We start from the raw sequence: 23,779 nt of genomic DNA, 5'->3' as shown, positions 1-23,779 counted from the left end.
CTAATTTGTAAATGTTACTGTCACAATCGTCCCTTTTCCTACCTCTGATGTAATAGCCAGCTCATGGCCTAGCTTTTCACAGATTTCTTTGGCTAAATAAAGGCCCATTCCAGTTGATTCCCCTGTTTTCCGCCCATTTTCACCAGTAAAAAAGGCTTTCGTAACACGTGAAAGATCGGAAGCTGGAATCCCAATACCCTCATCACAAATCGCAAGTTGTACATAGTCATCCTTTTCAATGGCAGAAATAACAATTTTTTTATTGGCTTCAAACGTGTATTTCACTGCATTGGTGATAAATTGTCCAAGAATGAAACGAAGCCATTTTGAATCACTGGCAACAATTAGATCGTCCTCAATATGAATTTCCGGAAAAACTCTTTTCGTAATAAATAAACGTTTATTTTCATTAACAGTTGCAGTTACAATACCTTTTAGTGCAACTCGCTCTACTTGCATATCATCCTCAAAATTTTCTAGGCGTGCATTAACAAGTACCATGTCCAATCCTCTTCGCAAGCGATCGATTTCCTCCTGAACATTCTTTTTATCAAGAGGTCGGTCATCTTGTAATAATAATTCAATCACTGAAATAGGTGTTTTCATTTGATGGACCCACTGGTTCATAAATTGATCATGCCTTTTTTGACTTGCATATAAAGCATGCAGCTCATGTTGATAAAGTCGATACAATTCATGCATATACTTCTCGGTTTGCATAGCTTCTGGCGTTTTTGCGTTTTTTTGTAGCACATCCTCCATTGCTGTTGGAAGCTGAGTTATCTTCAATAAGTAGCGTTGCCGCATTAAATAGCGAACAAGTAAAAAGGATGCTAATAGCACAAGGCTAATACAAAAGGAATAAATAGCCGTATCAATATTTCGAAAACCGTCTAGTCCATAGATAACCATGATGAAGCCAACTAATAAAAGCTGGAACACAATAAATGATGCATAATCACGTAAAAAAAGCTTCCAGCCCACTATAGCTCACCTGCACTTAAAATGAATCGATAGCCTGCACCACGTACCGTTTCGATTGTTGACGATATATGATAATCCGCTAACTTTTTTCGAACTCTGGTCATATTCACATTCAAAGTGTTTTCATCGACAAATGCTTGATCGTCCCAAAGTTCCTCTAACAACTGCTCACGTGAAACTACTTTTGGTGCATTGCCCATCAGTAGCTCTAAGATGATACATTCTTTTTTCTGAAGTGGAATTTCTAAATCATTTTTATGTAGCTCCATTCTTTCTAAATGAAGTACAAGCTGTCCTTGCTTGATTGTCCGTTCTTCTTGCCTTGCTGCATATTCACCATATGTACGGCGTAGATGACTACGGATTTTAGCCAACACAATTTCGTAGTTAAAAGGCTTGGTAATAAAATCGTCGCCCCCATTTTCAAGTGCAAAGATTTGGTCCATTTCTCCTGAGCGTGCAGAAATGAAAATTATCGGACATGTTGTATGCTGACGTAGCTGGCGACACCAATAATAGCCATCGTAAGCGGGTAAATTTATATCAAGCAGCACCATATGTGGATTAAATGCTGTAAATTCTTCTATAAGATGATCAAATTCTTGAATTGTTGCAACTTCGTATTGATATTTTCTAAGCGTTTCCGCTAGTAATGATGCAATCTTGACATCATCTTCAACTATGAATATTCGATGCTTTTCCATATCAACACTCCTTTCTTTCTATATTGTATCAAAAAAAGGTTCGACGACATAATTGTCAGCGAACCTTTAGGCTAAAACATTACATGAAACCGTATTTTCCTTAATAAATTAATTGTAAAAAGTCCTCAGTTGAAATGCCACCAAAATATGTAGGGATATCAATGTCTGCTAATGCCTTAGCAATAGCCGCTCTGTCATAGTTTGTCCCAACTAAGCGCTGTTCTATATCAGCCATATCACCGACGCCAAAGAAATCTCCAAAAATATGCGCTTCTTCCATCACACCATGATTTACTTCTAGGCGAATATCAATGCCTCCTGTTGGAAATCGATGTGTTTTTTGAATATTAAAGCGTGGTGATTTTCCAAAATTCCACTCCCATGTTTGATAGCGTTCCTCTGATAGCTTGTGGATATTTGCCCAATCATCTTCAGTTAGCTCATAATAACGAATATTTTCTTCCCCGCCAAAAATGGATTTCAAAATTTCAAGACGGAATTCCTCAACTGTCATTTGCTCTTTTAAAAACTCTGAAATGTTTGCTACTCGTGAGCGAATCGATTTAATACCTTTTGATTCGATTTTATCCTTTTTGACCTTTAAGGCAGAGACAACCGCATCAATTTCTGTATCAAACATCAATGTACCATGGCTGAACATACGTCCTTTTGTAGAGAACTGAGCATTTCCTGAAACTTTACGTCCCTCTGCTAGTATATCATTGCGTCCTGAGAGCTCTGCATTCACACCCATTTTTGCTAGAGCGTCAACGACTGGTTGCGTGAATTTTTTATAATTCATAAAGCTATCGCCATCATCATTTGTAATAAAGCTGAAGTTAAGATTGCCTAAATCATGATAAACAGCACCACCACCTGAAAGACGGCGCACAACAATAATGCCATTGTCCTCTACATAGTCTGTATTGATTTCTTCAATCGTATTTTGGTTTTTACCGATGATAATAGACGGTTGATTAATGTAGAAAAGGAGCACTGGCTCTTTCTCAACGTCCATTGTTTTTAACAAATACTCCTCAATAGCAAGATTAATGCGTGGATCATGGATCCCTTTATTATCAACGAAAATCATAGTTCACGTTTCCTCCTTCACAAAATATCCATATTTATTTTACCGTAAATTAGGCATTTTGTGTTGACGAAAAGCATCTGTTATAATACACTAGAAAATATCAAAACAGTAATAGTACAGATGAACTTAAAGGAGGAGTCCACAATGTTAGAAAACGTAGTTGAATTTTTCAAGAATTTACCTGCTAAGCAATGTACTGAGTGCGGTGAAAAAATGGAAGAACAAAGCGAATGCTACAGCAACACTTGTGAAAAATGTAACCACCTATAAGCATTTGCCTATTCTGATATAGTCATATACGTGCCCCACACGTAGCAATCATGACACCTTTCATCATATTTTGATGAACCCTTAATTAAATCTCTTACACTTACAAAAAACAACAGCTGATACGCTCATATCAGCTGTTGTTTTTATGTTTTTGAAAAAGACAATCACTAGCAGAGAAAGACCTTTTGGCAAGGAAAGGGGGATTTCCGTTCTGCCAGCGTCCAGAGGGAGCAGCTCGCCTACTTAAAAACAAATGGCCGCAATGGAATCATACTCTTTTTCATAAAATTTCTATAGATTGCTTTGTTTTTATTTATGTCATTTGAGGCTGAAGAATTATTACATAACCCCAATGAACAACAAAGCACTCACCGTACATTCGGTGAGTGCTTCATGATTAGTTCTCTTCAGCTACTTTAGAGTAACGTTTATTGTGCAGTAGCATGAAGTAGCCAAATGTGATTGCTAAGAATGCTACTAAGAAACCAGCTAGAACACCATAGTTTTGCATTAAGAATGTCGTATCACCAGTAGAAATACTTGATTTAAATGCTTGAACTGTATATGTCATCGGTAATAGCTTGTTAAATACTTGTAATGGTGAAGGTATTAATTCTAATGGGAATGTACCTGCACTTGTTGTTAATTGTAAAATTAGTACAACTATTGCCATGAAACGACCAGGGTCACCAAAGATCGAAACAAGCATTTGAATTAAGGCTAAAAATACATAGCTTGTTAATAAGGCTGTTAAAATAAAGTAGCTCATGTTATTCACTTCGAGTCCTAGACCCCATTTGACAATAACTACTGTTAGTAATGTTTGCACTAAACCTACGACTGCTAGTACAGTCACTTTACTTGTAAACCAAGATGCCCCGTTTTTAGGACGAATAGCAGGTTCAACAAGTGGGAACACAATTGAAATTAATAATGCTCCTACGAATAAACCTAGAGAAATAAAGTATGGTGCAAAACCTGTACCATAGTTAGGAACATGGTTTACAGACTCTTTTTCAACTTCAACTGGACTACCTACCATATCGTAAGTGTCTTGATTTGCTTTGACTTCATTTGCTTTTTCACTTGCCTCACCTAATTTGCCTGATAATGTAGACGTACCGTCAGCAAGTTCTGTAGAACCATCTGCAAGTGTTGCTGAACCTTGTGCTAGCTCACCAGATTTTGAAGCAAGGGTAGATGTCCCTTGATTTAATGTCGTTGTACCATTCGCTAATTCATTTAAACCAGATGCCAATGTTTTAGAGCCTGTTACAGCTGTATTCACACCTGCATTTAGTTCCCCTAATTTTGCAGCTAATGTAGCATTACCTGCTTGTAGACCTTTTGCACCTTCCAATAAAGCATTACTTTTAGCTGTTAATGCATTCGCACCAGCTAGCACTTCTGCTTGACCTGCTGCAATTTGAGTTGCACCAGAGCTTACTTGATTGGCACCAGCTTGTAATTTTTCTGTACCAGCTGATAAAGATGTTAAACCGTTATGCACACTAGCACTACCTGCCTGTAGTTCCGCTAATGTTTGTGTCAACGCTGCTGCTTGTTCTTCAGGCATTGAAGCCATCATCGTTTGTAATTGATTTGATAGGGCTGTAATACCTGCCTCTACTTTTGCAGATCCCGCTGTTAATTGGGTTGCTGCACCATTCAATGCACCGGCGTTCTCAGCAATAGATGCTGCACCTGTACTAATTTGCTGTTGTTTGTCGTTTAAAGTGGTTAAACCAGCTCCAACTTTTGCAACACCCTGTGTATATTGTGATAACCCCTGTTCAAGGCTCGTTGCTCCATTTGCAGCTTGCTGTGCACCCTGTTGTAATTGAACTGTACCATCTTGTAGTTTGACTAAACCACTAGATAAGTCATTCGCGCCTTTTGCCGCATCTCCCGCACCTTTTGTTAATTTATCAGTACCATTTGATAGTTCAACTGTGCTCGATGCTAGTTGCTCCAGATATCCTTTTAAATCTTTTGCACCATTCGCTACTTTTTGTGCACCCTCATCTAGCTTATTTGAGCCATCTGCTGCTTCTGTAAAGCCATCTCCAAGTGTTGCAATGGAATCAAATAATTTTTCTGCATACGTCGCTGATACTTGAGAATTTACTTCAGCGCGTACACGATCCATTGCTGTCTCACCAATCTGAGCACCAAGGAAGTTCAATCCCTCGTTTGGAATGTAGTTCATTACTAATTTTGATGGTTTGTCATCTAATAGTGTTGTTGCATGTTCAGAGAAATTTGTTGGAATTTCCAAAATCATATAATAATCACGACTATTTAAGCCTTTTTCAGCTTCATCTTTTGAAACTTCTATAAAGTTAAATTGCTCGCTATCTATCAATTTATCGACCAAGGTATCCCCTAAGTCTAATTTAACGCCATCCATCTCAGCACCAGTATCCTCATTAACAACTGCTACTGGAAGATTAGGAAGCCCCGCATACGGATCCCAAAACGCCCATAAAAACATACCCGCATACATTACTGGAATAAATAATACAGCAATGATTGAAACAAGCATTTTTCTTGTTTTAAAGATCTTTAGCCACTCAGCTTTAATCATATAATATCCTCACTCCTAAACTATTTGACCGAAAACGTCATTTGGTCATTTTCATTCAAAAAAAATAATCAACCTCGACAATATTGCAAAAAGAGTACTTGATTCGATACTTATACTGCTGTATTTTTTCGAATCAAGTTAGAATCAAACCTCGAAAGATAGTTTCCTTAAAAAGATTAAGAATCTTTTCTTCAGGGATTACATCACCATGTAACTCATGCCAATCGACAACAAAAGCAAGATATGCCTTCAGCAATAAGTAACTAACTAGCTCCGCATCACACTCTCTAATTTCACCTTTATTAATACGTCGTTGTATTAACTCTGCGACATACGATAAGATTTCAGTCTCGATACGTAGTAGCACCTGTTTAACTGCTGGTGTTCGTAATTCTTTTTCTTCCTCGATTAGCTTTGCAAATAAAAGATGTTTTTCTCGGAACTGTAGCATTTTCATTAAAGCATTATGCGCATTATCCATAAAGCTTGCTGATGCATCCAACACTGCATCTGCTTCCGCTTTCATCTCTCGTACAAGTGACATTGCGATCTCTTGAAATAAAATTTCTTTATTTGCAAAGAATGTATAAATCGTACCTTTACCTACATTGGCAATTTTCGCCACTTGCTCCATTGTTGTTGCCTTGTAGCCAAACAATGTAAAAGATTTTGCAGCTGCTTCAAGAATTTCCTGCCTACGATCCATTAGTAACATCCTTTCTAGTTAGGTTATGTACATCTCTCGTACACTTTAATAAAAATGACCAGAAAACCATTTCGGTCATCTGGTCATTATCATATTCCTATTTCAAAAAAATTGCAAGCCTTTAATGATGATTTTTTTCATCTTTTTTCTCTTCCTCATGATCCATATCATTTGAAGTGTCATTTTTATGGTCCATCATGTTATTATCCATGCTGTTATTGGCTTTTTCATCCTCTGGGGCAACCTTTGTCATATCAGGGCTTCCAGCAATAATTTGTTGCTTTGGCATATTATGAACACCGTTAGCTGTTGTATGTGCATACATATAATACACACCATCATGATCAAAAGTAGTCGTTGCTTTATATACACCGTCTTGCTCTAATTTCCCATCAATCATTTGTCCTTCATCGCGTTTTCCTGATTCCCAAACTTCGAATTCTACTACAGCATCATCGACATTTTTTCCACCTTGTTCAACATGTGCTGCCAGCTCAATCGTTTCATTGAGTGCTACTTCTTTTGGTGTTAAAATTTCCACTTCTGGGATCTGTGGTACTTCTGGTTCTGGCAATGCCTCTTTTTTTTCTCCACATCCTACTAATAATGTAGGGACTGCAATTAGCGCAAATAACCACTTTTTCATCTTTTAATCCTCCATTAATGGCAACCGTATCTTCACGGATGTGCCTTTTTCAAAAACACTTTCAATTTCTAACGTTCCCTGTAACTGTTTTAATAACTGTTCAACAATCGATAAACCGAGTCCACTACCACCGTCTGCACGACTTCGAGCTTTGTTAACACGATAAAATCGTTCAGTGACATGGGTTAAATCCTCGGCAGGAATACCAATTCCATAATCCCTAATGGTAATTTGTGCACTACCAGCCTTTTCAGCAGCAACAATTTCCACCTTAGAATTTTCATGCGAGTAATTAATCGCATTTTCAATAATGTTAATAAAAATTTGTTTTAGTTTTACTTCATCCGCTTCAATAATTAGGGCATCATCTACATCTAAATATAAAGTTATGTTCTTTTTATTTGCTTGATGCGTTAAGATTTTTTGAACCTCTCGTAATGTTTCACCTAACGGAATTGGATATAAATCAATTTCGGTTTGTTCATTTTCTGTTCTTGCCAGCTGAAGTAATTCGTTTGTTAAGCGTTCCATGCGATTGGCCTCACGTACGATTAGCTGAATAGTTTCTTCTTTTTGGCCTTCTGTGATGATGCCATTTTGCATGGCTTCGCTATAGCCCTTTACATAGCTAATCGGTGTTCGTAATTCATGCGAGACTGTTGCCAAGAATGTTTTTTGGGCTTCATCCTCTTGCTGAATGGCCTCTGCCATTTTATTAAAGGTACTAGATAATTTACCGATTTCATCCCGTGAATTGACAGGTACACGAGTCTCATAATTCCCATAGGACATCTGCTCCACTGCAAGCTGTAAATCGTTTAATGGTCGCATAATATGTCGAATCCCTTTATAAATTAAATAGCTAACAACTACTAAAAATATGAAGGCACTAATAAACAATAAAATAACGCCACTATTTGCCAATTCACTAATTTTGGCCAGTGGGAAATAAATATAAATAATACCTTCTAATCGATTTTGATCAACAAGTGGTACAACCACCGAAATAAGTTGTCGATCAAAACGAGGCTCGTACCCAATTTTTTGCACATACTTTCCTGCCAATAATTTTTGTCTTTCCTCAGGACCAATCAATGTCTCATAATCGATATCAAATGGAACACAGGCACTTAATTCACGAGGATTCCTTACCGCAAATATATTCAAGTTGGAATAATCATTAAATTCTTCAATATCTGCAATAAATTCATCCGTTACCTTGCCATTGTCATACATTGTCTGTAGCTTCAATCCAACTTCGACCATTGTATCTTCTGTATCTTGTACATATAAACGTTGATATAAAAAATTTGTGAGAACATACATAAAGACGACGGTAATAATTAAAAAGGCGAAAATTAACAACCAAATGCGCGTGGCAATTTTTTTCATTCGCCAGGATCAAAGCGGTAGCCCACACCCCAAACGGTTTGGATATGTGAAGCCGCATCCTTTCCAAGCTTTATTCGTAAAGTTTTAATATGTGTATCTACCGTGCGTGTTCCACCTACATAATCAATATCCCAAATGCGTTCTAATAATTGCTCTCTCGAATAGGCATTTCCTGGATTTTTCATAAATAAGTGTAAGAGTTCAAATTCCTTTAAAGTAAGTGGAATACTCTTTCCATCAACAGATACTTTTCGTGCTATTTCATCTATTTTAATAGAGCCAAAAATTACATACTTTTGCTGTAGTTCTGTAATATTTGCACCACTTCGTCTTAATACAGCATAAATTCTGGCTACGAGTTCATCATGTGTAAATGGCTTAACAATATAATCATCTCCGCCAAGTGTAAGACCTTTCACTTTATCCTCATTCGCATCACGTGCAGTTAAAAAAATAATCGGCACATTGGACATAGCCCGAATACTTTGACAAACAACAAAACCATCCTCATGTGGCATCATAACATCAAGTAAGACTAAATCTATATTTTCACGCACTATTACATCGTAAGCCTCAGTTCCACTAGCGGCAGTATATGTCTCTATATCAGAGTTATTGAGCATCATTTCAATTAAATTACGCATATCCTGCTCATCATCAACTATTAATACAGTTGTCATCATTGTTCCTCCCTTACTAACAGCTGAAAAGCACCTTTCCCTACATCAACTGTTTTTTCCTTCTGGCCATCTTTTATAAAATACAATGTATGATCATCATAGCCAGCGACAACAATATAATCTTTAAATTGATCCACTACAAATGGATTTGCCCCAACCTCTTGTTGCCATTTGATATGGCCATCAAAGTCAGCCACATATAACTCGTTGTGACCATGACTTACAACAAGAACAGCATCTTTGGTCTTTTTTAATCCTACTGGCATCAAAGGCATGTCAATCTCTCCATGCAGTTGACCTGTAGTCAAATCATATTTTTTAACAGAACTATTTGGCTTACTTCCTTCCCCATGACCGCCTACCCATAGCTCATGTGTTTCTTCTAGAACAGCTATTCCATGTGCAGATTTTTGAATCGGCCACTCTTGCTCAATTTTTAAATCCTTCATATTTAACACAGATAACTTTGTATCTTTAAAATTAATAACATATAGTTTATCCCTATACGATGTCATTGACATGGGATAATTGCCAAGTTGTTGTGAAGCTAGCTGATTGCCTTCTTGATCAAAGCTTGTCACTGTATTGGTTTTACTATTCGTGATAAAAAATTGCTTGATGTTGTCATCGTAGTATACATTGGTCGTACCAATCTCTACTTTTTTTGAATAGAGCTTTTCTCCAGTGGATATTGTATAGACGTCGATGTTATTTAATTGGTGTCCATATAATAAAACTTGGTCATTTCCTAATAGGATGGCCCCTGAATAAGCCTTATCAAATAACCATGTCGCAAGTATATTCCCATCCTCATCAATAAAATCTAATGATGGCTCTTGTATATTTAATGAAGCTATAAAACTTCGTTCCTTTTCAATGGGTTCATATGACTTTTCAGCGCAACCCGCTAACCATATAATTTGTAGTAACGAAAAAATGAAGAATGCCCATTTTTTCAACTTTATCACCTCTGCCCCTTTACTATACTTCACAATTGTGAAATTCGGGTGAAACTTGGAAGGTAAATTTATGACAAACCATGAAAATACATTTCACATATCAGGCGCGCAATTCTTCTAACAGTTCAATCATCCAACCAATATTTCCGTCCTTACATATATTACAAAGATAATGGTAAGGAGGAATAGAGTATGATATCCATTAGCTTATGTATGATTGTAAAAAATGAAGAAGATGTTATTGGTCGATGTCTTGACTCTGTCAAAGATATAGTAGACGAAATTAATATTGTTGATACGGGATCAACAGATAGTACAAAGCAAGTGGTTGCACAATATACAGACCGAATTTTTGATTTTAAATGGATACATCACTTTGCAGCAGCACGAAACTTTTCCTTTCAACAAGCAACAAAAGAATACATCCTCTGGCTTGATGCTGACGATGTTTTTTTAGACGAAGACCGCCAAAAATTAAAGGCACTCAAAGCATCTCTTACTTCCGATATTGATGCTGTTTCTATGAATTATCATTTAAGTTTCGATCATGAGGGAAATGCAGATACCTTAATAAGAAGATATCGCCTTGTCAAGAGGGAAAAGCAATTTCAATGGATTGGTGCAGTTCATGAATATTTAGAAGTTTGTGGTATGTTGTTTGATAGTGATGTTGCTGTCAGCCATTTACCGTTAACCCATGATCACTCCCGCAATATTACGATTTATAGACAACTGATTGAAACGGGAGAAACACTATCACCACGTGATACATTTTATTTTGCTAATGAATTAGTAGATCATGGCCTGTTTGAGGAAGCTATTTATTATTATGAATTATTTTTAACGTCCAAATTAGGGTGGATTGAAGATAACATACGTGCCTGCTTAAAATTAGCTGATTGCTATTCCCATTTAAACGATAAAGAAAACAATTTCAGCGCTATACTACGAAGCTTTGAATACGATATCCCCCGACCAGAAGCCTGCTGTCGCCTAGGTTATCACTTTATGGAACAATCTAGAAATTACGAAGCTATATTTTGGTATGAGCAAGCTCTAGTGATTAAACAGAAGCCAAATGCGCCCTTTCAAAACAAAAGCTTTTCTACATGGCTACCCCACTTACAGCTCTGTGTTCTTTACGATCGCTTACAACAATATGAACTAGCCAATGCCCATAATGAATTAGCGGGCTCGTTTATTCCGAATGACCCAAAAATTCTACACAATAAAGAGTATTTCAAGCGTATTTTAACAATCAATCAAAATGACTCTTAAAAAATATCAATCACCATCTAAAAAGTTTCGTCTTCTATTCACAGGATAAACATCCAATTATCTTAAATACAATTGCAACGAATCTATAAATAACTCTCTATTTACAAGTAATTAATAGTTATGTGTCTACCTCTCCTCTCCTTCCTCAGAATACGATATTTGAGAGAGGAGGTGAGATTATGCATTTTGGAAATTTTATAGATAGAGTTTGCAGTAAGTGTCATTCATTTCCCTGTTGTTGTAAAACTGGTCCTATTCCAAGTTGTCCAATTTGGCCAGTGAAACCTACAGGACCGACCGGGGGGATAACTGGACCTACAGGTAGTACAGGTGTGACTGGCGTTACCGGGGCTACTGGCGGTACTGGGGCTACCGGCGCTACTGGCGTTACTGGGGTAACTGGCGCTACCGGCGCTACTGGCGGTACTGGGGCTACAGGGGTAACCGGCGCTACTGGCGTTACTGGGGCTACCGGCGTTACTGGGGCTACTGGGGCTACCGGCGCTACTGGCGTTACTGGGGTAACTGGCGCTACCGGCGCTACTGGCGTTACTGGGGTAACTGGCGCTACCGGCGCTACTGGCGGTACTGGGGCTACTGGTGAGACCGGCGTTACTGGCGTTACTGGGGTAACTGGGGCTACCGGCGTTACTGGGGTAACCGGCGTTACTGGCGCTACTGGCGCTACTGGCGCTACTGGAGTAACCGGGGCTACTGGCGCTACTGGCTTGACTGGCGGTACTGGGGTAACTGGCGCTACCGGCGCTACTGGCGTTACTGGGGCTACTGGTGAGACCGGCGTTACTGGCGTTACTGGGGTAACTGGGGCTACCGGCGTTACTGGTGTAACCGGCGTTACTGGCGTTACTGGCGCTACTGGCGCAATCGGACCTACTGGGGTAACTGGCGCTACCGGCGTTACTGGGGCAATCGGACCTACTGGCGTTACCGGTGCAATCGGACCTACCGGCGCTACTGGGGCTACCGGGGTTGCTGGGGCTACTGGCGTTACTGGAGTAACCGGTGCAATCGGACCTACTGGCGCTACAGGTGTTACTGGCGCAATCGGACCTACTGGCGCTACAGGTGTTACTGGCGCAATCGGACCTACTGGCGCTACCGGCGTTGCTGGCGCAATCGGACCTACTGGCGCTACCGGCGTTGCTGGGGCTACGGGTGAGACCGGCGTTGCTGGGGCTACGGGTGAGACCGGCGCTACTGGCGTGACTGGTTCTACGGGTGTAACCGGGGCTACTGGGGTAACTGGCGCTACCGGCGTTACTGGTGTAACCGGCGCTATTGGCGTTACCGGCGTTGCTGGCGCAATCGGACCTACTGGGGTAACTGGCGCTACTGGCGCTACCGGCGCGACTGGGGTAACTGGCGCTACCGGTGTTGCTGGTTCTACGGGCGTTACTGGGGCTACTGGGGTAACTGGGGCTACCGGCGCTACTGGGGCAATCGGACCTACTGGCGCTACCGGCGTTGCTGGGGCTACGGGTGAGACCGGCGCTACTGGGGTAACTGGGGCTACCGGCGTTACTGGAGTAACCGGGGCTACTGGCGTTACCGGTGCAATCGGACCTACTGGGGTAACTGGCGCTACCGGCGTTACTGGAGTAACCGGGGCTACTGGCATTACCGGTGCAATCGGACCTACTGGCGCTACTGGGGTAACTGGCGCTACCGGGGTAACTGGGGCTATCGGCGTTACTGGCGCTACCGGTGCTACTGGGGCTGCGTTTACTGAAGGATTCTCTGCCTTTAAAAACACGTTGGCTGTTAGTGGATCTACTTCAATCACTAACTGGAGTGTTGCTTCACCATACTTTACAACACCTGCTTTCAATCCAACAACTGGGATATTCACTGTACCAACTACAGGTAGGTATTCCTTTGAAGCAACCATTAACTACTCCACTGCTGCGGCTATTACCGTTACTTTAGGAGCAGGAATAAACCCTTCATTTGCAATTAGACAAAATGCTACTACAAATTTAATTAGTGGCTTGTTCCCTGTACTAAACGTCAATGTGGCGCTTGTATTAACTTTACGCGCAGTTCTTGGAAATGGCACTATCACTTTAGCAGGAGAAGTGAATTTAAATGCTGGAGATACGATTGATTTGTTCTATGAAGCAAATGGATTGACTATCTCTCTTACACTAGGCGGCGCTAACTCTGGTGGTATTGTTTGGTCATGTCATCGAATTTCTTAGCGTTAGGACATTAATCAGCAATACAGCTCTTAGTAGAAATAGCAAACCACTATTTTGTGGTTTGCTATTTCTTTTTCATGTAACAATATAAAAAAATAGTACAAACATTGATAATAAATGTTTGTACTATCTGATTTGCATTACTTGAACATTTCCATTAATACTTCATTCGCAACCTGTTTACCTTGTTGTACACATTCTGGAATTGATATTCCTTCAAACGAGCTTCCTGCAAGCTTTACAGTTGGAAAATGTTCTTGTAATTCTTGCTTGATACGAAGGACTTTCGCCTCGTGCCCAACTGTATATTGTGGCATCGCATTTTTCCAACGTGTTACAACAGTTGTGATCGGTGCTCCATCGATACCAATCGTTTTCTTTAAATCCTGTAGCACGGTTTTTTCGATCTCCGTATCCGATAACGCCACAATTGCTTCGTCACCCACTCGACCAATATAACTACGTAATAATACATAATCCTCTGGTGAAGTACCTGGCCATTTTCGATTCATCCAAGTGCAGGAAGTAATTGAAAAATCACTATTTCGAGAGACATAAAAAGAAAGTGCATCTAAATCACCGAGTTGTTCCTTTTTAAAGGCCATTGTAACGGTTGCAATAGTTGCAGCCTTCATAGTGCCCAATTCATGTAATAGACTTAACTTACTAAACATTTTTTCAGCCATATTAAAGGGGGTAGCAATAATAACAGCATCTGCTTTAATATGCGAAAAATTATTGAGCATCACCTGAACTGAACCATCCTTACCATGCTCAATTTCCTCTACTTTGACACCCTTCATCACTGTCCCCGGAAGTAGGGATTCTTCAATACTTTCGATAAGTGTTTCAAGGCCATTGCTAAAGGTTTGAAAGATACCTTTATTTTCAGCTATGTGATGATTGCTTAAGAAATTCGTGCCTGACTTCTTCATACCAATCAGCAAACTACGATATTGTTGTTCTAAACTATAAAGCTGCGGGAAGGTTGAACTCATACTTAATTGCTCAATATCCCCTGCAAATGTACCCGCTAGTAGGGGCTCTACTAGATTTTCCACAATCTCTGCACCAAATCTTCTTCTAAAAAAAGCGCCTAATGGTTGATCGTCATCCTGTGTAGAACGAGGAATGAAAAAGTCCCCCGCCGCACGAACTTTACCACTAAGTGAGAACAGGCCAGAAGTTATGAATGAAGAGATATGTGGTGTCTCTCCAGATAGGAGATGACTAGGTATTGGATATAACTGACTACCAACAGCAACATAGTTTGGACCCGCATTACTTGTTAATAGTTTCTGTTCGATCCCGAGATCCTTCGCTAAAGCATTGACATAGTTTTCACGATCAAAAAAAGATTCTGGCCCACGCTCAATAATGAATCCATCTTTTCTTAGAGTTTGAATTTTTCCGCCAAGACGTAATGACGACTCGACAAGTACGATATCTAATGGCAATTCTTTTGCGCTTGCTTCTTTTTGCATATAGAACGCAGCTGTAAGGCCTGTAATGCCACCGCCTATGACAACTACCTTTCGTCTTTTCTGAGTCACCAACATCATCACTTTCTTTTCGCTTAGCTTAATTTTTTATGAATCGCCTCTACCATCGCATCAATAAATAAAGGATGTGTATTTGGCATCGCTGGACGATAGTATTTTGCACCAAGTTCATCACAAACAACTTTACATTCGTAATCGTTGTCATACAACACTTCTAAATGCTCTGTTACGAAACCTACTGGTGTATAAACAAATGAACGGAAGCCTTTTTCTTCGAATAGCTCACGTGTTAAGTCTTGAACATCTGGACCAATCCAAGGCTCTGGGGTTTGGCCTGCTGATTGCCAGCCAACCTCTACATTTTTTAAACCAGTCGCAGCTTGAATAAGACGAGCTGTTTCAATTAGTTGATCTTCATATGGATCACCTAAGTTTTTAATTTTTTCAGGCAATGAATGTGCTGATACAACTAGACAAGCTGTCTCACGTTCTTCTTCTGACATTGCATTGAATGTCTCATTCACTTGTTGTTTCCAGTATTCTATGAATTTTGGCTCGTCATACCAAGATTCCACAGAAGTTATCTTTAAGCGACCTCCTGCAGCCTCTTCAGCACGACCATTATAAGACTTAATTGAGAAAGTAGAGAAATGAGGAGCTAAAACAATAGAAACCGCTTCTTTTATGCCCTCCTCCACCATTTGCTCTACTGCATCTTCTATAAATGGATGAATATGTTTTAAACCAATAAACAATTTATATTCTACAGCATCCTGTACTTCGTTCAAACGTGTACATAATGCTTCAGCTTGTGCTTGTGTTGCCGCAGCTAATGGGGATAAACCACCGATTGCTTCATAGCGGCTACGTAAATCTTCTAAATGCTCTGCAGAAGGTTTACGTCCATGACGAATATGCGTATAGTAAGGTTCAATATCTTCTTCTTTATAAGGTGTGCCGTATGCCATTACTAATAAGCCTTTAACTTCTTTCATTACCCTTTTCACCTCTAAAATTGTTTTATGTTTTCATACATTATGTGATAAAAAGAAGCTGCCCAATCTGGCTTGTTGGACAGCCCCTTTTCTACATTGAAATAAAAATTTCCTATATAGAAAAGGTCATATGATTCACGCCTGATTGTCTTCTATTAAGAACGAGCTTGAATTTGTTGAGCACTATATTCATGAATAAGCGTTGTAAGACGTTTTAAGACATCTGGGTCAACCTCTGGGAAAACACCATGACCAAGATTAAAGATATGACCTGGCATTTCTAGACCTTGATCAATAATATCTTTCGTTCGTTTCTCAATCACTGACCAATCTGCAAGTAATAGAGATGGATCTAAGTTTCCTTGTACAGGCTTGGTAATACCATTGGCACGTGCGTCTTTAATCGGTAAACGCCAATCTAAGCCCACAACATCTATCGGTAAATCATTCCATTCCCTTGCTAAATGGCTAGCACCCACTCCAAATTGAATTAATGGTACATTTTCTTTTTGCAACTCTGCAAAAATACGAGTCATAATCGGTTTAATAAATACACGGTAATCCTCTACATTTAGGGCTCCAACCCATGAATCGAATACTTGGATAGCTTTTGCACCAGCTTTAATTTGAGCCGTTACATCTGCAATAATCATGTCAGCAAGTTTATCCATTAAAGCAAACCAAGCTTGAGGTTCTGATACCATAAATGATTTTGTTTTATTATAGTTTCTTGAAGGTCCACCTTCAATCATGTAGCTTGCAAGTGTGAATGGGGCTCCAGCAAAACCGATTAGAGGTACATTTAATTGCTCTTCTGCAAGTAATTTGATTGTCTCTAATACAAATGGTGTATGCTCTTTAGCATTGAATTCACCTAGTTTTTCTACATCCGCTACTGAACGAATAGGATTTGAAATAACAGGACCAACACCTGCCTTGATTTTCACATCTATCCCAATTCCAGGGAGAGGTGTGACAATATCTTTATATAAAATAGCAGCATCTACATTGTAATTTTCTACAGGTAGACGAGTGACATACGCACATAGCTCAGGTTGATGTGTAATTTCCTCTAAGGAATACTTTTCTTTAATGGCACGGTATTCTGGCTGAGAACGTCCTGCCTGACGCATATACCAAACTGGTGTATGAGCGGTCCTTTCTCCACGTGCAGCACGTAGAAGTGTATCATTAAAAGTTGTCATGAATAGTTCCTTCCCCTCAATAAATTCTTACTATAAAAAATCGCATGTTTATTCCTTTATTATTGATATCCGTTTCCAATAGTAAACGCTTCCTCTGTTATTGTATAGTTTTCCTAGTGAAATGTCATAAAATTGTTCTTTCTAGGCATATTCTTTTTGAACGGAGCGTTAGACTTACGCCAGAAAGGGTATAATCACGCTATATTAGTAAGATTCATAAGGAGGATAAATTCATGTATATTTATTTAACTTCTGGTACTGGCGATTTTTTGGAACAGGTAAAAAATAAGTATCCTAATGAACATATGATTTTAATTCATGGCGAAGGTAACTCTGTACTGATACATGAAACAGAAGGAAAAACAGTATTTGCGACACCCCGTAAATTTGAAGTGCTAGATTCAGTAAATGATTTAGAGGAACATGGTTTCTTTGTTTTCAATAATATTCCTGTAACAGATGAAGGAAGACCAGTTTTCGAGCATCGCTTTTTAGAACGTTCACGCGCTATTGAAAACGAGCCTGGCTTTGTTGCCTTCCGTTTATTAAGGCCTATCAAGAGTGATACTTACATTGTCATGACTCAATGGCATGGACCCCATTCATTTGAGGCATGGAAGAGTTCTAAAGCCTATGAAACTGCCCATGCTAGAAGAGATGATTCAACTGGGATACGCCAGCAAAATATCTTCTCATCAGCTTCTTATGTAACTACCTATAGTGCTATACCGAAAGAAGAAGATTCATAATAAATTTAAATAATTAAAAGCTCATTTATCCAACAATATCATTGGTAAATGAGCTTTTTAGTATTTTATTCTACTTTGAAACCTTCGACGTTAATTCACTAATCATCATAACAATGATGAAGGCAATATAAAACATTGGTTGTGTCATAGCACATAAGCCCACAACAATAGCTTGTGTAATCATGGCTAAACGCACAATTTGCTTCACAGCTAGTTGACGAGCATGATCTGGTAACGGATAGAGCATGTCCATTCGAAATTCGCCACTGGCTAACAGAGCTTGTTTTAACTGAATAGTTGTCGCAAAGCTGAGTGCACCCGCTACAATCCATGTAACGACAGGAATATCTACAAATGCCGCAATGATTGCTGATATAGCAGTAAGGCGTACCCATAAATAGAAATGGTCATCTGTCCGAATAAAGGTACGAAATACCAGGTACTTTTGAGCATTTCCCTGACCGTATGGTACAAATTTATAGAGCCAGTCCATCCAGCTTCGACGTCGAATGCTACCGTGTAAATGAGGTACGTCTGTAAAATAATTTGCAAAACGATAGAAGCTCATCATACGATTCTGTTCAAGCTTGACAAAATGCTCATACGGCACTGGTTCGCCAACTGATTTTTTACTAAAGACCATCAAATAAACAACACTAATAACTGTCGCGATTACTGCTAATAACAACTGCGCATGAAGCCCCATATAAACAGCAGCCGCAAAAATGACAGCTCGGATAAACCTATCTACCCAAACCATCTGCCCTCGTTCACTATAACGATAGCTGAATTCTCCTCGAACACTTAGATATTTCAACACAATAGTAAGTAAAAATATTGTCCATATTTCGACCGTTGTTAATTCAGTCACGGCTTTTAATAAAGGGATACTAACAATATAGACAATCGCTACAATCCACACTTGAGACCAAAACGTCCAAGCCAACGCCTTGCTGAAGTACAAGGACATCTTTGATTCTAAAGGTAATAAGTATACTTGATCTGGCTCTCTCAACAATGTAGTCGGACGGCTAAAGGCCAATAAAATCCCTATGATAACAGCTATCAGGACTTCTGCTGGAAAGTCTGTTTGAACAACTTTCAGCCATTCGCTATATTGATAGCCCCCTGCTCCTATTAGAAATACAAGTACGATGGCTATATGCCCTGTAAAAATAAATTGCATATATTTTTGTACTTCTCCTATATAATGCATGAAGCGAGAGGACCATACATCACGCAAGTTCTTCATGGTCCCGCTCCTTTGTCATAGCAATATAGAGGTCATCTAATGTCGCATTCGGCATAGCAAATGATTGACGTAAATCAGCCATTGTTCCTTGTGCTCGAACTTTTCCTTCATGCAATAAGATAATGCGATCACAATACTTTTCAGCTGTCGATAGAATATGTGTAGACATTAATATAGAAGCGCCTTCTTTTTTCTTTTCATCCATTTGGTCTAATAACGATTGAATACCTAGTGGATCCAATCCCACAAAAGGTTCATCAATAATATATAGACTTGGATTCACTAAAAAGGCACACATAATCATAACTTTTTGACGCATTCCCTTCGAAAAATGTGAAGGGAACCAATTTAATCTTTTCTCCATTCGAAACTCTTTTAATAGTACCTCAGAACGAGCATCCAGTGTTGCTTTGTCAATACCGTAAGCCATTGCTGTTAATTCTAAATGCTCTCTTAATGTTAGCTCATCGTACAATACAGGGGTTTCAGGAATATAAGAAAAAGCTGTACGATACTTGTCCGTATCTTCCTTTAAGGTTACACCATTTAGACGAATGTCACCTTCCTTTGGCAACATTGTTCCTATAATATGTTTAATCGTTGTACTTTTACCAGCTCCATTTAAGCCAATTAAGCCAACTAGTTCACCTTTTCCAATCGTAAAAGATAGATCTTTAATAACAGGTTTTCTTGTATAACCACCTGTCACACGCTGTACCTCTAATACTGACATATTCTCACTCCTCTTCTTGTATTATATATTATCAAAAATTAGCAAATGATACAGGTTTGAGTATGATAGAATGTACTTACATATACGTTAAGGGGGAAATTCTTATGAGCGATTGCCTATTTTGCAAAATTATCGATGGTTCTATTCCAAGTACAAAAATTTACGAAGACGATCATGTCTATGTATTCACAGACATTTCACCTGTTGCAAAGGGCCATACACTATTAATTCCAAAACATCACTGCCAAGATCTATTTGAAATGCCAGAGGAAGTGGCGCGTAATCTATATGCTGTAGCGCCAAAAATTGCAAATGCTATTAAAGCAGCATTTCAGCCCATTGGTTTGAATACCATTAATAACAACGGTGCTGCTGCTGGACAAACTGTTTTCCACTACCACTTACATTTTATTCCGCGTTACGATGAAAAAGAAGGGCTAGGCTTAATTTGGCAAACACAAAAGTACTCACCAGAGCAGTTGACAGAAGTAGCAGAAAGTATTAAAGCCAATCTATAAGCCATTTGTAATATTTTAACATCTGAATGTTCAGAATACTGTATTGCAAATTTTAAAAATTTAGCGTACAATCACAAATAAGTTTCGCTAGCGGTCAAGAGGACACGTTAGGAGACAAATAGATTAGCATAGTCGAGGAGAGATTCAAATGAATACAAAGAATTTAGTATTAATGGCACTATTAGTTGGTGTCGGTGCTGCACTTTATGTGGTTACACCAGGAATGGTGAATGGGATGAAGCCTGATTTTATGTTAACCATGATGTTTATTGGTATTCTGTTATTCCCAACAGTGAAAGAAACGTTCCTACTTTCTCTTTCAACAGGGGTGCTTTCAGGTTTATTTACAACATTCCCAGCAGGTCTAGTTCCAAATATTATTGATAAAGCTGTTACTGGTTTTGTATTTTTAGCTGCTTTAATCATTCTCAAAAAACTGGCAGGTCATTTCGCCGTATCTGCTGTATTAGTTGGCTTGGGAACAATTCTTTCAGGAACTGTTTTCTTAGCAGTAGCGCTTTTTGTATTTAATGCAAATGTTGGCGCGACGTTTGCGATGCTATTTATTGGCGTTGTCCTTCCAGCTGTCGTATTTAACGTTGTTGCGTTTGCCGTTATTTACCCAATTGTTTCAAAATTAGTGAAGCGCTCTAAATTCAATACAGCTATTTCTCAAATTTCATAAGTAAACATTTTAAATAATCAAAAGAAACTAAACTGTGAAGGTCAAATCATTCGTTTAGTTTCTTTTTTCTTTTTGTATTGGTGCATTTCATGGTTTAATAGTAAATAAACATGACTAGAAATGAGGTATCTAATATGAAAGCAAAACCATTTTTACTTGGACTAACTACAGGAATTATCGGGGGGACAATCGCTGTGCTTTTCTCCACGCCACAATCTGGGCAACAGCTACGTGCTTCTGTTAAACAAAATGTTGACCAAACAAAGGGTATGCTCCTTGATGTAAAACAACAAGTAGGAACTGTTAAACAATCTGTTAATACATTAACAATTGAAGTAAAAAATAATATCCCACAAATAATAAATGATTTAAAGCAAACAATTACGACTTTTAGTGAAGAAATCGAACCAACGAAAAATAATTTACAACAAGAATTAGATGCTTTACAGAATTCGATAAGCGAAATCGAGAAAAACATTGCACAAATTACAGAAAATAAGAAAAAACCTCAAGAAAAAGTTAGCGACTAAAGTCCTTATCGATAGTTAGATAATCTGTATTTTTATCAAAAACTATTGCTATAATATTATTTTTTAGCCACTTTTCAATTTTTTAATTTTTCTAACTTTAAACTTTTTTCCTTTACTGCTATAATATTTTTAAAAATGTGAAAGAAAGCAGTAGGTGATGGCTTTGTCAGAGGAATTATATACACAAAAAGAAGCGATGCTTTATAGTCAAAGAATCGCACAGTTATCAAAAGCGCTGTGGAAAGCGGTTGAAAAGGATTGGCAACAATGGATTAAACCTTATGATTTAAATATTAATGAACACCATATTTTATGGATTTCATACCATTTAAAAGGCGCTTCCATTTCTGATGTTGCGAAATTTGGCGTGATGCATGTTTCTACAGCATTTAATTTCTCCAAAAAATTAGAAGAGCGTGGCTTTCTCAAGTTTTCCAAGCGTGATGACGATAAACGTAATACGTATGTTGAACTTACAGAAGCTGGCACAGAGCTCATTATAGAGATGAATAAAAACTACCATAATACGTATCATTCCGTACTGGAAGGATCATTAGCATTAAAAGATTTATATGGCCGTTTCCCTGATTTTTTAGATGTAATGGCTGTTATTCGTAATATCTATGGTGAAGATTTCATCGATATTTTCGAACGCTCTTTCCAACATTTCCGTGATTCCTTTGACACACTAGAAGAACGCACACCTGTAAAAGGATAAGACGAAGCTTCAAACTGCACATAATTTTTCCTGCAATTATTTATAAGTTGAACAAAAATGAGTTATACTACTGTTCATTCAGGAATGAGTCATGTGAAAGGAGGTATTTCAGAAATATTTCTGAAGTACCTCCTTTTTCTTGCATTCTAACATAATTCAATTTACATTAAATAGGACACTTCCTATTCGGAGTTGATAAAAAACCATGCATTGCTGGAAAATTTTAAATTTAGAACATCATTACGGTACTACGCGTATTATTATAATGGGTGTCATTACTTTTTTATTGGTCTTTTCTGTTTCGTATGTAACGTTTAATTTATTTAATGAAGAGCATTATACAGATCGACTATTCTGGCTCTTTGTGATAGCTGTGCTAACACTTTATCCCATTCACAAATTTTTGCACTTTGTGGCCCTATTTGATTTACGCCAACATTTAAAATTACGTGTACGTAGTCAGTTTTATATAATTCCTGTTTTACACATGCGAATTCGAGAGCCATTATCTAAAAATCGATACATCTTAGCATTACTTACGCCTTTTATCGTTCTAAATACTAGTATTATAGTTGGAACATGGCTTTTACCAGCCTATACCCATTATGGGACATTGCTGTTAGCCTATCACTGTAGTCTGTGCCTGATTGATATCCTTTACGTAAAGTATCTCTTGAATTCACCTAAAAATTCACAAATAGAGGAAACACCTAAAGGCTATGAAATTTTAGTTCCACCGACCGTTCACTAAATGGCTTGTACTTGTTTTTTATTGACGTTCTTTGTTATGCTATTACTATTGAAAGAGGGGAGGAATAGACTTGCTATTAATGATTGTAGTTCTATTCTCGGTATTCTATTTATTTCAAATTAACCGCATGACATATGCTCTATGCATGCGACGTGAAATTCCCGAAGAAAACCAACCAAAAATATTCCGAACTATAAATATACTTATTACTATCCTACTTGTCTCATTCTACATTGAAATTTTATATGCAGTTTAACAGAAAAATCCATTACGCCTCGGCGTAATGGAATCTAATTTTTTGGGGCTTTTTTTGAAAAGGCCCTTTTTTAAAAAAGTGCACCATCCGCGCCCGTCCGCACGCTCGAAGATAAGTCGAGCCCCCCATGCAACAACTTTTACTAATCAAATAAATTGTTTAGAACCTAAGGCATGCGGCGCGAATGTCTAACATTGTTAAGAAAAGCTAAGAGTTGATGCTCTTAGCTTTTCGCTGTTTTATTAATTAGTATAGGAACGCTGCACCAACGATAATTAATAAAATAAATAACACAACTAATAAAGCAAAGCCTGAGCCGTAGCCACCGCCACCGTATCCTCCGTTGCCCATAACTTCACCCCCTTTC

The 23,779-nt window shown here is 38.5% G+C and carries 25 protein-coding genes; 10 read left to right on the top strand and 15 right to left on the bottom strand.

Features of this window, described 5'->3' with window-relative positions; translation table 11 throughout:
• The 3 genes from QH639_RS03690 to lplA form a co-directional block, all read right to left on the bottom strand.
• Entirely contained in the window at positions 1-984 is a 984-nt protein-coding gene (locus QH639_RS03690) for a sensor histidine kinase (RefSeq protein WP_237898676.1), read from the bottom strand.
• Positions 984-1,688 (bottom strand): response regulator transcription factor, encoded by a 705-nt coding sequence (locus QH639_RS03685; RefSeq protein ID WP_004230457.1) that lies wholly within the window; start codon positions 1,686-1,688, stop codon positions 984-986. Before QH639_RS03685 ends, QH639_RS03690 begins: the two co-directional genes overlap by 1 nt.
• Before the next feature lie 100 nt (positions 1,689-1,788).
• A complete protein-coding gene (gene lplA / locus QH639_RS03680) occupies positions 1,789-2,781 on the bottom strand; it encodes a lipoate--protein ligase (protein ID WP_131521119.1) in 993 nt (330 codons plus the stop codon).
• A 144-nt stretch (positions 2,782-2,925) separates the two neighbouring features.
• Here lplA and yhfH point away from each other — a divergent pair, with 144 nt between their 5' ends.
• The gene (gene yhfH, locus QH639_RS03675; RefSeq protein WP_004230455.1) at positions 2,926-3,051 is read left to right on the top strand and encodes a protein YhfH; all 126 of its coding nucleotides are present in this window, start codon (positions 2,926-2,928) and stop codon (positions 3,049-3,051) included.
• 397 nt (positions 3,052-3,448) lie between these two features.
• Here yhfH and QH639_RS03670 read toward each other — a convergent pair whose 3' ends face one another.
• The 6 genes from QH639_RS03670 to QH639_RS03645 form a co-directional block, all read right to left on the bottom strand.
• Complete coding sequence (locus QH639_RS03670; RefSeq protein WP_237898677.1) at positions 3,449-5,638, bottom strand: YhgE/Pip domain-containing protein; 2,190 nt, start codon at positions 5,636-5,638, stop codon at positions 3,449-3,451.
• 133 nt (positions 5,639-5,771) lie between these two features.
• On the bottom strand, positions 5,772-6,344 hold the full coding sequence (locus QH639_RS03665) for a TetR/AcrR family transcriptional regulator (RefSeq protein WP_009373269.1): 573 nt from the start codon (positions 6,342-6,344) through the stop codon (positions 5,772-5,774).
• A 121-nt stretch (positions 6,345-6,465) separates the two neighbouring features.
• On the bottom strand, positions 6,466-6,990 hold the full coding sequence (locus QH639_RS03660) for a FixH family protein (protein WP_281115665.1): 525 nt from the start codon (positions 6,988-6,990) through the stop codon (positions 6,466-6,468).
• 3 nt (positions 6,991-6,993) lie between these two features.
• Positions 6,994-8,382 (bottom strand): sensor histidine kinase, encoded by a 1,389-nt coding sequence (locus QH639_RS03655; RefSeq protein WP_131521116.1) that lies wholly within the window; start codon positions 8,380-8,382, stop codon positions 6,994-6,996.
• Positions 8,379-9,062: a response regulator transcription factor gene (locus QH639_RS03650; protein ID WP_131521115.1), complete on the bottom strand. Its 684-nt coding sequence runs from the start codon at positions 9,060-9,062 to the stop codon at positions 8,379-8,381. Before QH639_RS03650 ends, QH639_RS03655 begins: the two co-directional genes overlap by 4 nt.
• Positions 9,062-10,030 carry a YncE family protein gene (locus QH639_RS03645; protein ID WP_227744938.1) on the bottom strand — a complete coding sequence of 323 codons (969 nt, stop codon included), beginning with the start codon at positions 10,028-10,030 and terminating at the stop codon, positions 9,062-9,064. Before QH639_RS03645 ends, QH639_RS03650 begins: the two co-directional genes overlap by 1 nt.
• A gap of 183 nt (positions 10,031-10,213) precedes the next feature.
• On the opposite strand from QH639_RS03645, the gene QH639_RS03640 reads away from it, so the two are divergent.
• Together QH639_RS03640 and QH639_RS26355 are read left to right on the top strand one after the other, a co-directional pair.
• Positions 10,214-11,299, top strand: coding sequence for a glycosyltransferase family 2 protein (locus QH639_RS03640; protein ID WP_281115664.1), 1,086 nt, complete (start codon positions 10,214-10,216; stop codon positions 11,297-11,299).
• Between the two features lie 179 nt (positions 11,300-11,478).
• Positions 11,479-13,518, top strand: a complete 2,040-nt coding sequence (locus tag QH639_RS26355; protein WP_348638171.1) for a beta strand repeat-containing protein — start codon at positions 11,479-11,481, stop codon at positions 13,516-13,518.
• Positions 13,519-13,658: 140 nt separating this feature from the next.
• On the opposite strand, the gene hemY is transcribed toward QH639_RS26355, so the two are convergent.
• The 3 genes from hemY to hemE all read right to left on the bottom strand — a co-directional run bounded on the left by hemY (position 13,659) and on the right by hemE (position 17,220).
• The gene (gene hemY, locus QH639_RS03630) at positions 13,659-15,080 is read right to left on the bottom strand and encodes a protoporphyrinogen oxidase (protein ID WP_237898678.1); all 1,422 of its coding nucleotides are present in this window, start codon (positions 15,078-15,080) and stop codon (positions 13,659-13,661) included.
• 14 nt (positions 15,081-15,094) lie between these two features.
• Positions 15,095-16,015: a ferrochelatase gene (gene hemH / locus QH639_RS03625; protein ID WP_131521110.1), complete on the bottom strand. Its 921-nt coding sequence runs from the start codon at positions 16,013-16,015 to the stop codon at positions 15,095-15,097.
• 155 nt (positions 16,016-16,170) lie between these two features.
• Entirely contained in the window at positions 16,171-17,220 is a 1,050-nt protein-coding gene (gene hemE / locus QH639_RS03620) for a uroporphyrinogen decarboxylase (protein WP_131521109.1), read from the bottom strand.
• 233 nt (positions 17,221-17,453) lie between these two features.
• On the opposite strand from hemE, the gene QH639_RS03615 reads away from it, so the two are divergent.
• A complete protein-coding gene (locus QH639_RS03615; RefSeq protein WP_237898679.1) occupies positions 17,454-17,969 on the top strand; it encodes an antibiotic biosynthesis monooxygenase family protein in 516 nt (171 codons plus the stop codon).
• A 70-nt stretch (positions 17,970-18,039) separates the two neighbouring features.
• Here the strand turns inward: QH639_RS03615 and QH639_RS03610 are convergent, their stop codons facing one another.
• Positions 18,040-19,221, bottom strand: a complete 1,182-nt coding sequence (locus QH639_RS03610) for an ABC transporter permease (protein WP_237898681.1) — start codon at positions 19,219-19,221, stop codon at positions 18,040-18,042.
• Complete coding sequence (locus QH639_RS03605; protein WP_131521106.1) at positions 19,205-19,954, bottom strand: ABC transporter ATP-binding protein; 750 nt, start codon at positions 19,952-19,954, stop codon at positions 19,205-19,207. The genes QH639_RS03610 and QH639_RS03605 overlap by 17 nt, the downstream gene beginning before the upstream one ends.
• Before the next feature lie 104 nt (positions 19,955-20,058).
• Between QH639_RS03605 and QH639_RS03600 the strand changes: the two genes are divergently transcribed.
• From QH639_RS03600 to QH639_RS03575, 6 genes are all read left to right on the top strand, one after another.
• The gene (locus QH639_RS03600; protein ID WP_237898683.1) at positions 20,059-20,472 is read left to right on the top strand and encodes an HIT family protein; all 414 of its coding nucleotides are present in this window, start codon (positions 20,059-20,061) and stop codon (positions 20,470-20,472) included.
• Between the two features lie 148 nt (positions 20,473-20,620).
• Positions 20,621-21,157, top strand: coding sequence for a tryptophan transporter (locus QH639_RS03595; RefSeq protein WP_112116634.1), 537 nt, complete (start codon positions 20,621-20,623; stop codon positions 21,155-21,157).
• A gap of 134 nt (positions 21,158-21,291) precedes the next feature.
• Complete coding sequence (locus tag QH639_RS03590; RefSeq protein WP_281115663.1) at positions 21,292-21,687, top strand: YtxH domain-containing protein; 396 nt, start codon at positions 21,292-21,294, stop codon at positions 21,685-21,687.
• Positions 21,688-21,844: 157 nt separating this feature from the next.
• Positions 21,845-22,405 carry an HTH-type transcriptional regulator Hpr gene (locus QH639_RS03585; RefSeq protein WP_004230760.1) on the top strand — a complete coding sequence of 187 codons (561 nt, stop codon included), beginning with the start codon at positions 21,845-21,847 and terminating at the stop codon, positions 22,403-22,405.
• 205 nt (positions 22,406-22,610) lie between these two features.
• Positions 22,611-23,156, top strand: a complete 546-nt coding sequence (locus tag QH639_RS03580) for a DUF3267 domain-containing protein (protein WP_016992098.1) — start codon at positions 22,611-22,613, stop codon at positions 23,154-23,156.
• A gap of 70 nt (positions 23,157-23,226) precedes the next feature.
• Positions 23,227-23,412 (top strand): hypothetical protein, encoded by a 186-nt coding sequence (locus tag QH639_RS03575; protein WP_008173337.1) that lies wholly within the window; start codon positions 23,227-23,229, stop codon positions 23,410-23,412.
• 246 nt (positions 23,413-23,658) lie between these two features.
• On the opposite strand, the gene QH639_RS03570 is transcribed toward QH639_RS03575, so the two are convergent.
• A complete protein-coding gene (locus QH639_RS03570; RefSeq protein ID WP_004230765.1) occupies positions 23,659-23,763 on the bottom strand; it encodes a YjcZ family sporulation protein in 105 nt (34 codons plus the stop codon).
• Positions 23,764-23,779: the final 16 nt, after the last annotated feature.

Source organism: Lysinibacillus sp. 1 U-2021, from assembly GCF_029916965.1.
Taxonomy (GTDB): domain Bacteria; phylum Bacillota; class Bacilli; order Bacillales_A; family Planococcaceae; genus Lysinibacillus; species Lysinibacillus capsici.
Note: the sequence above shows the minus strand (reverse complement) of the source record. Positions and strands in the feature narration are given on the sequence as shown.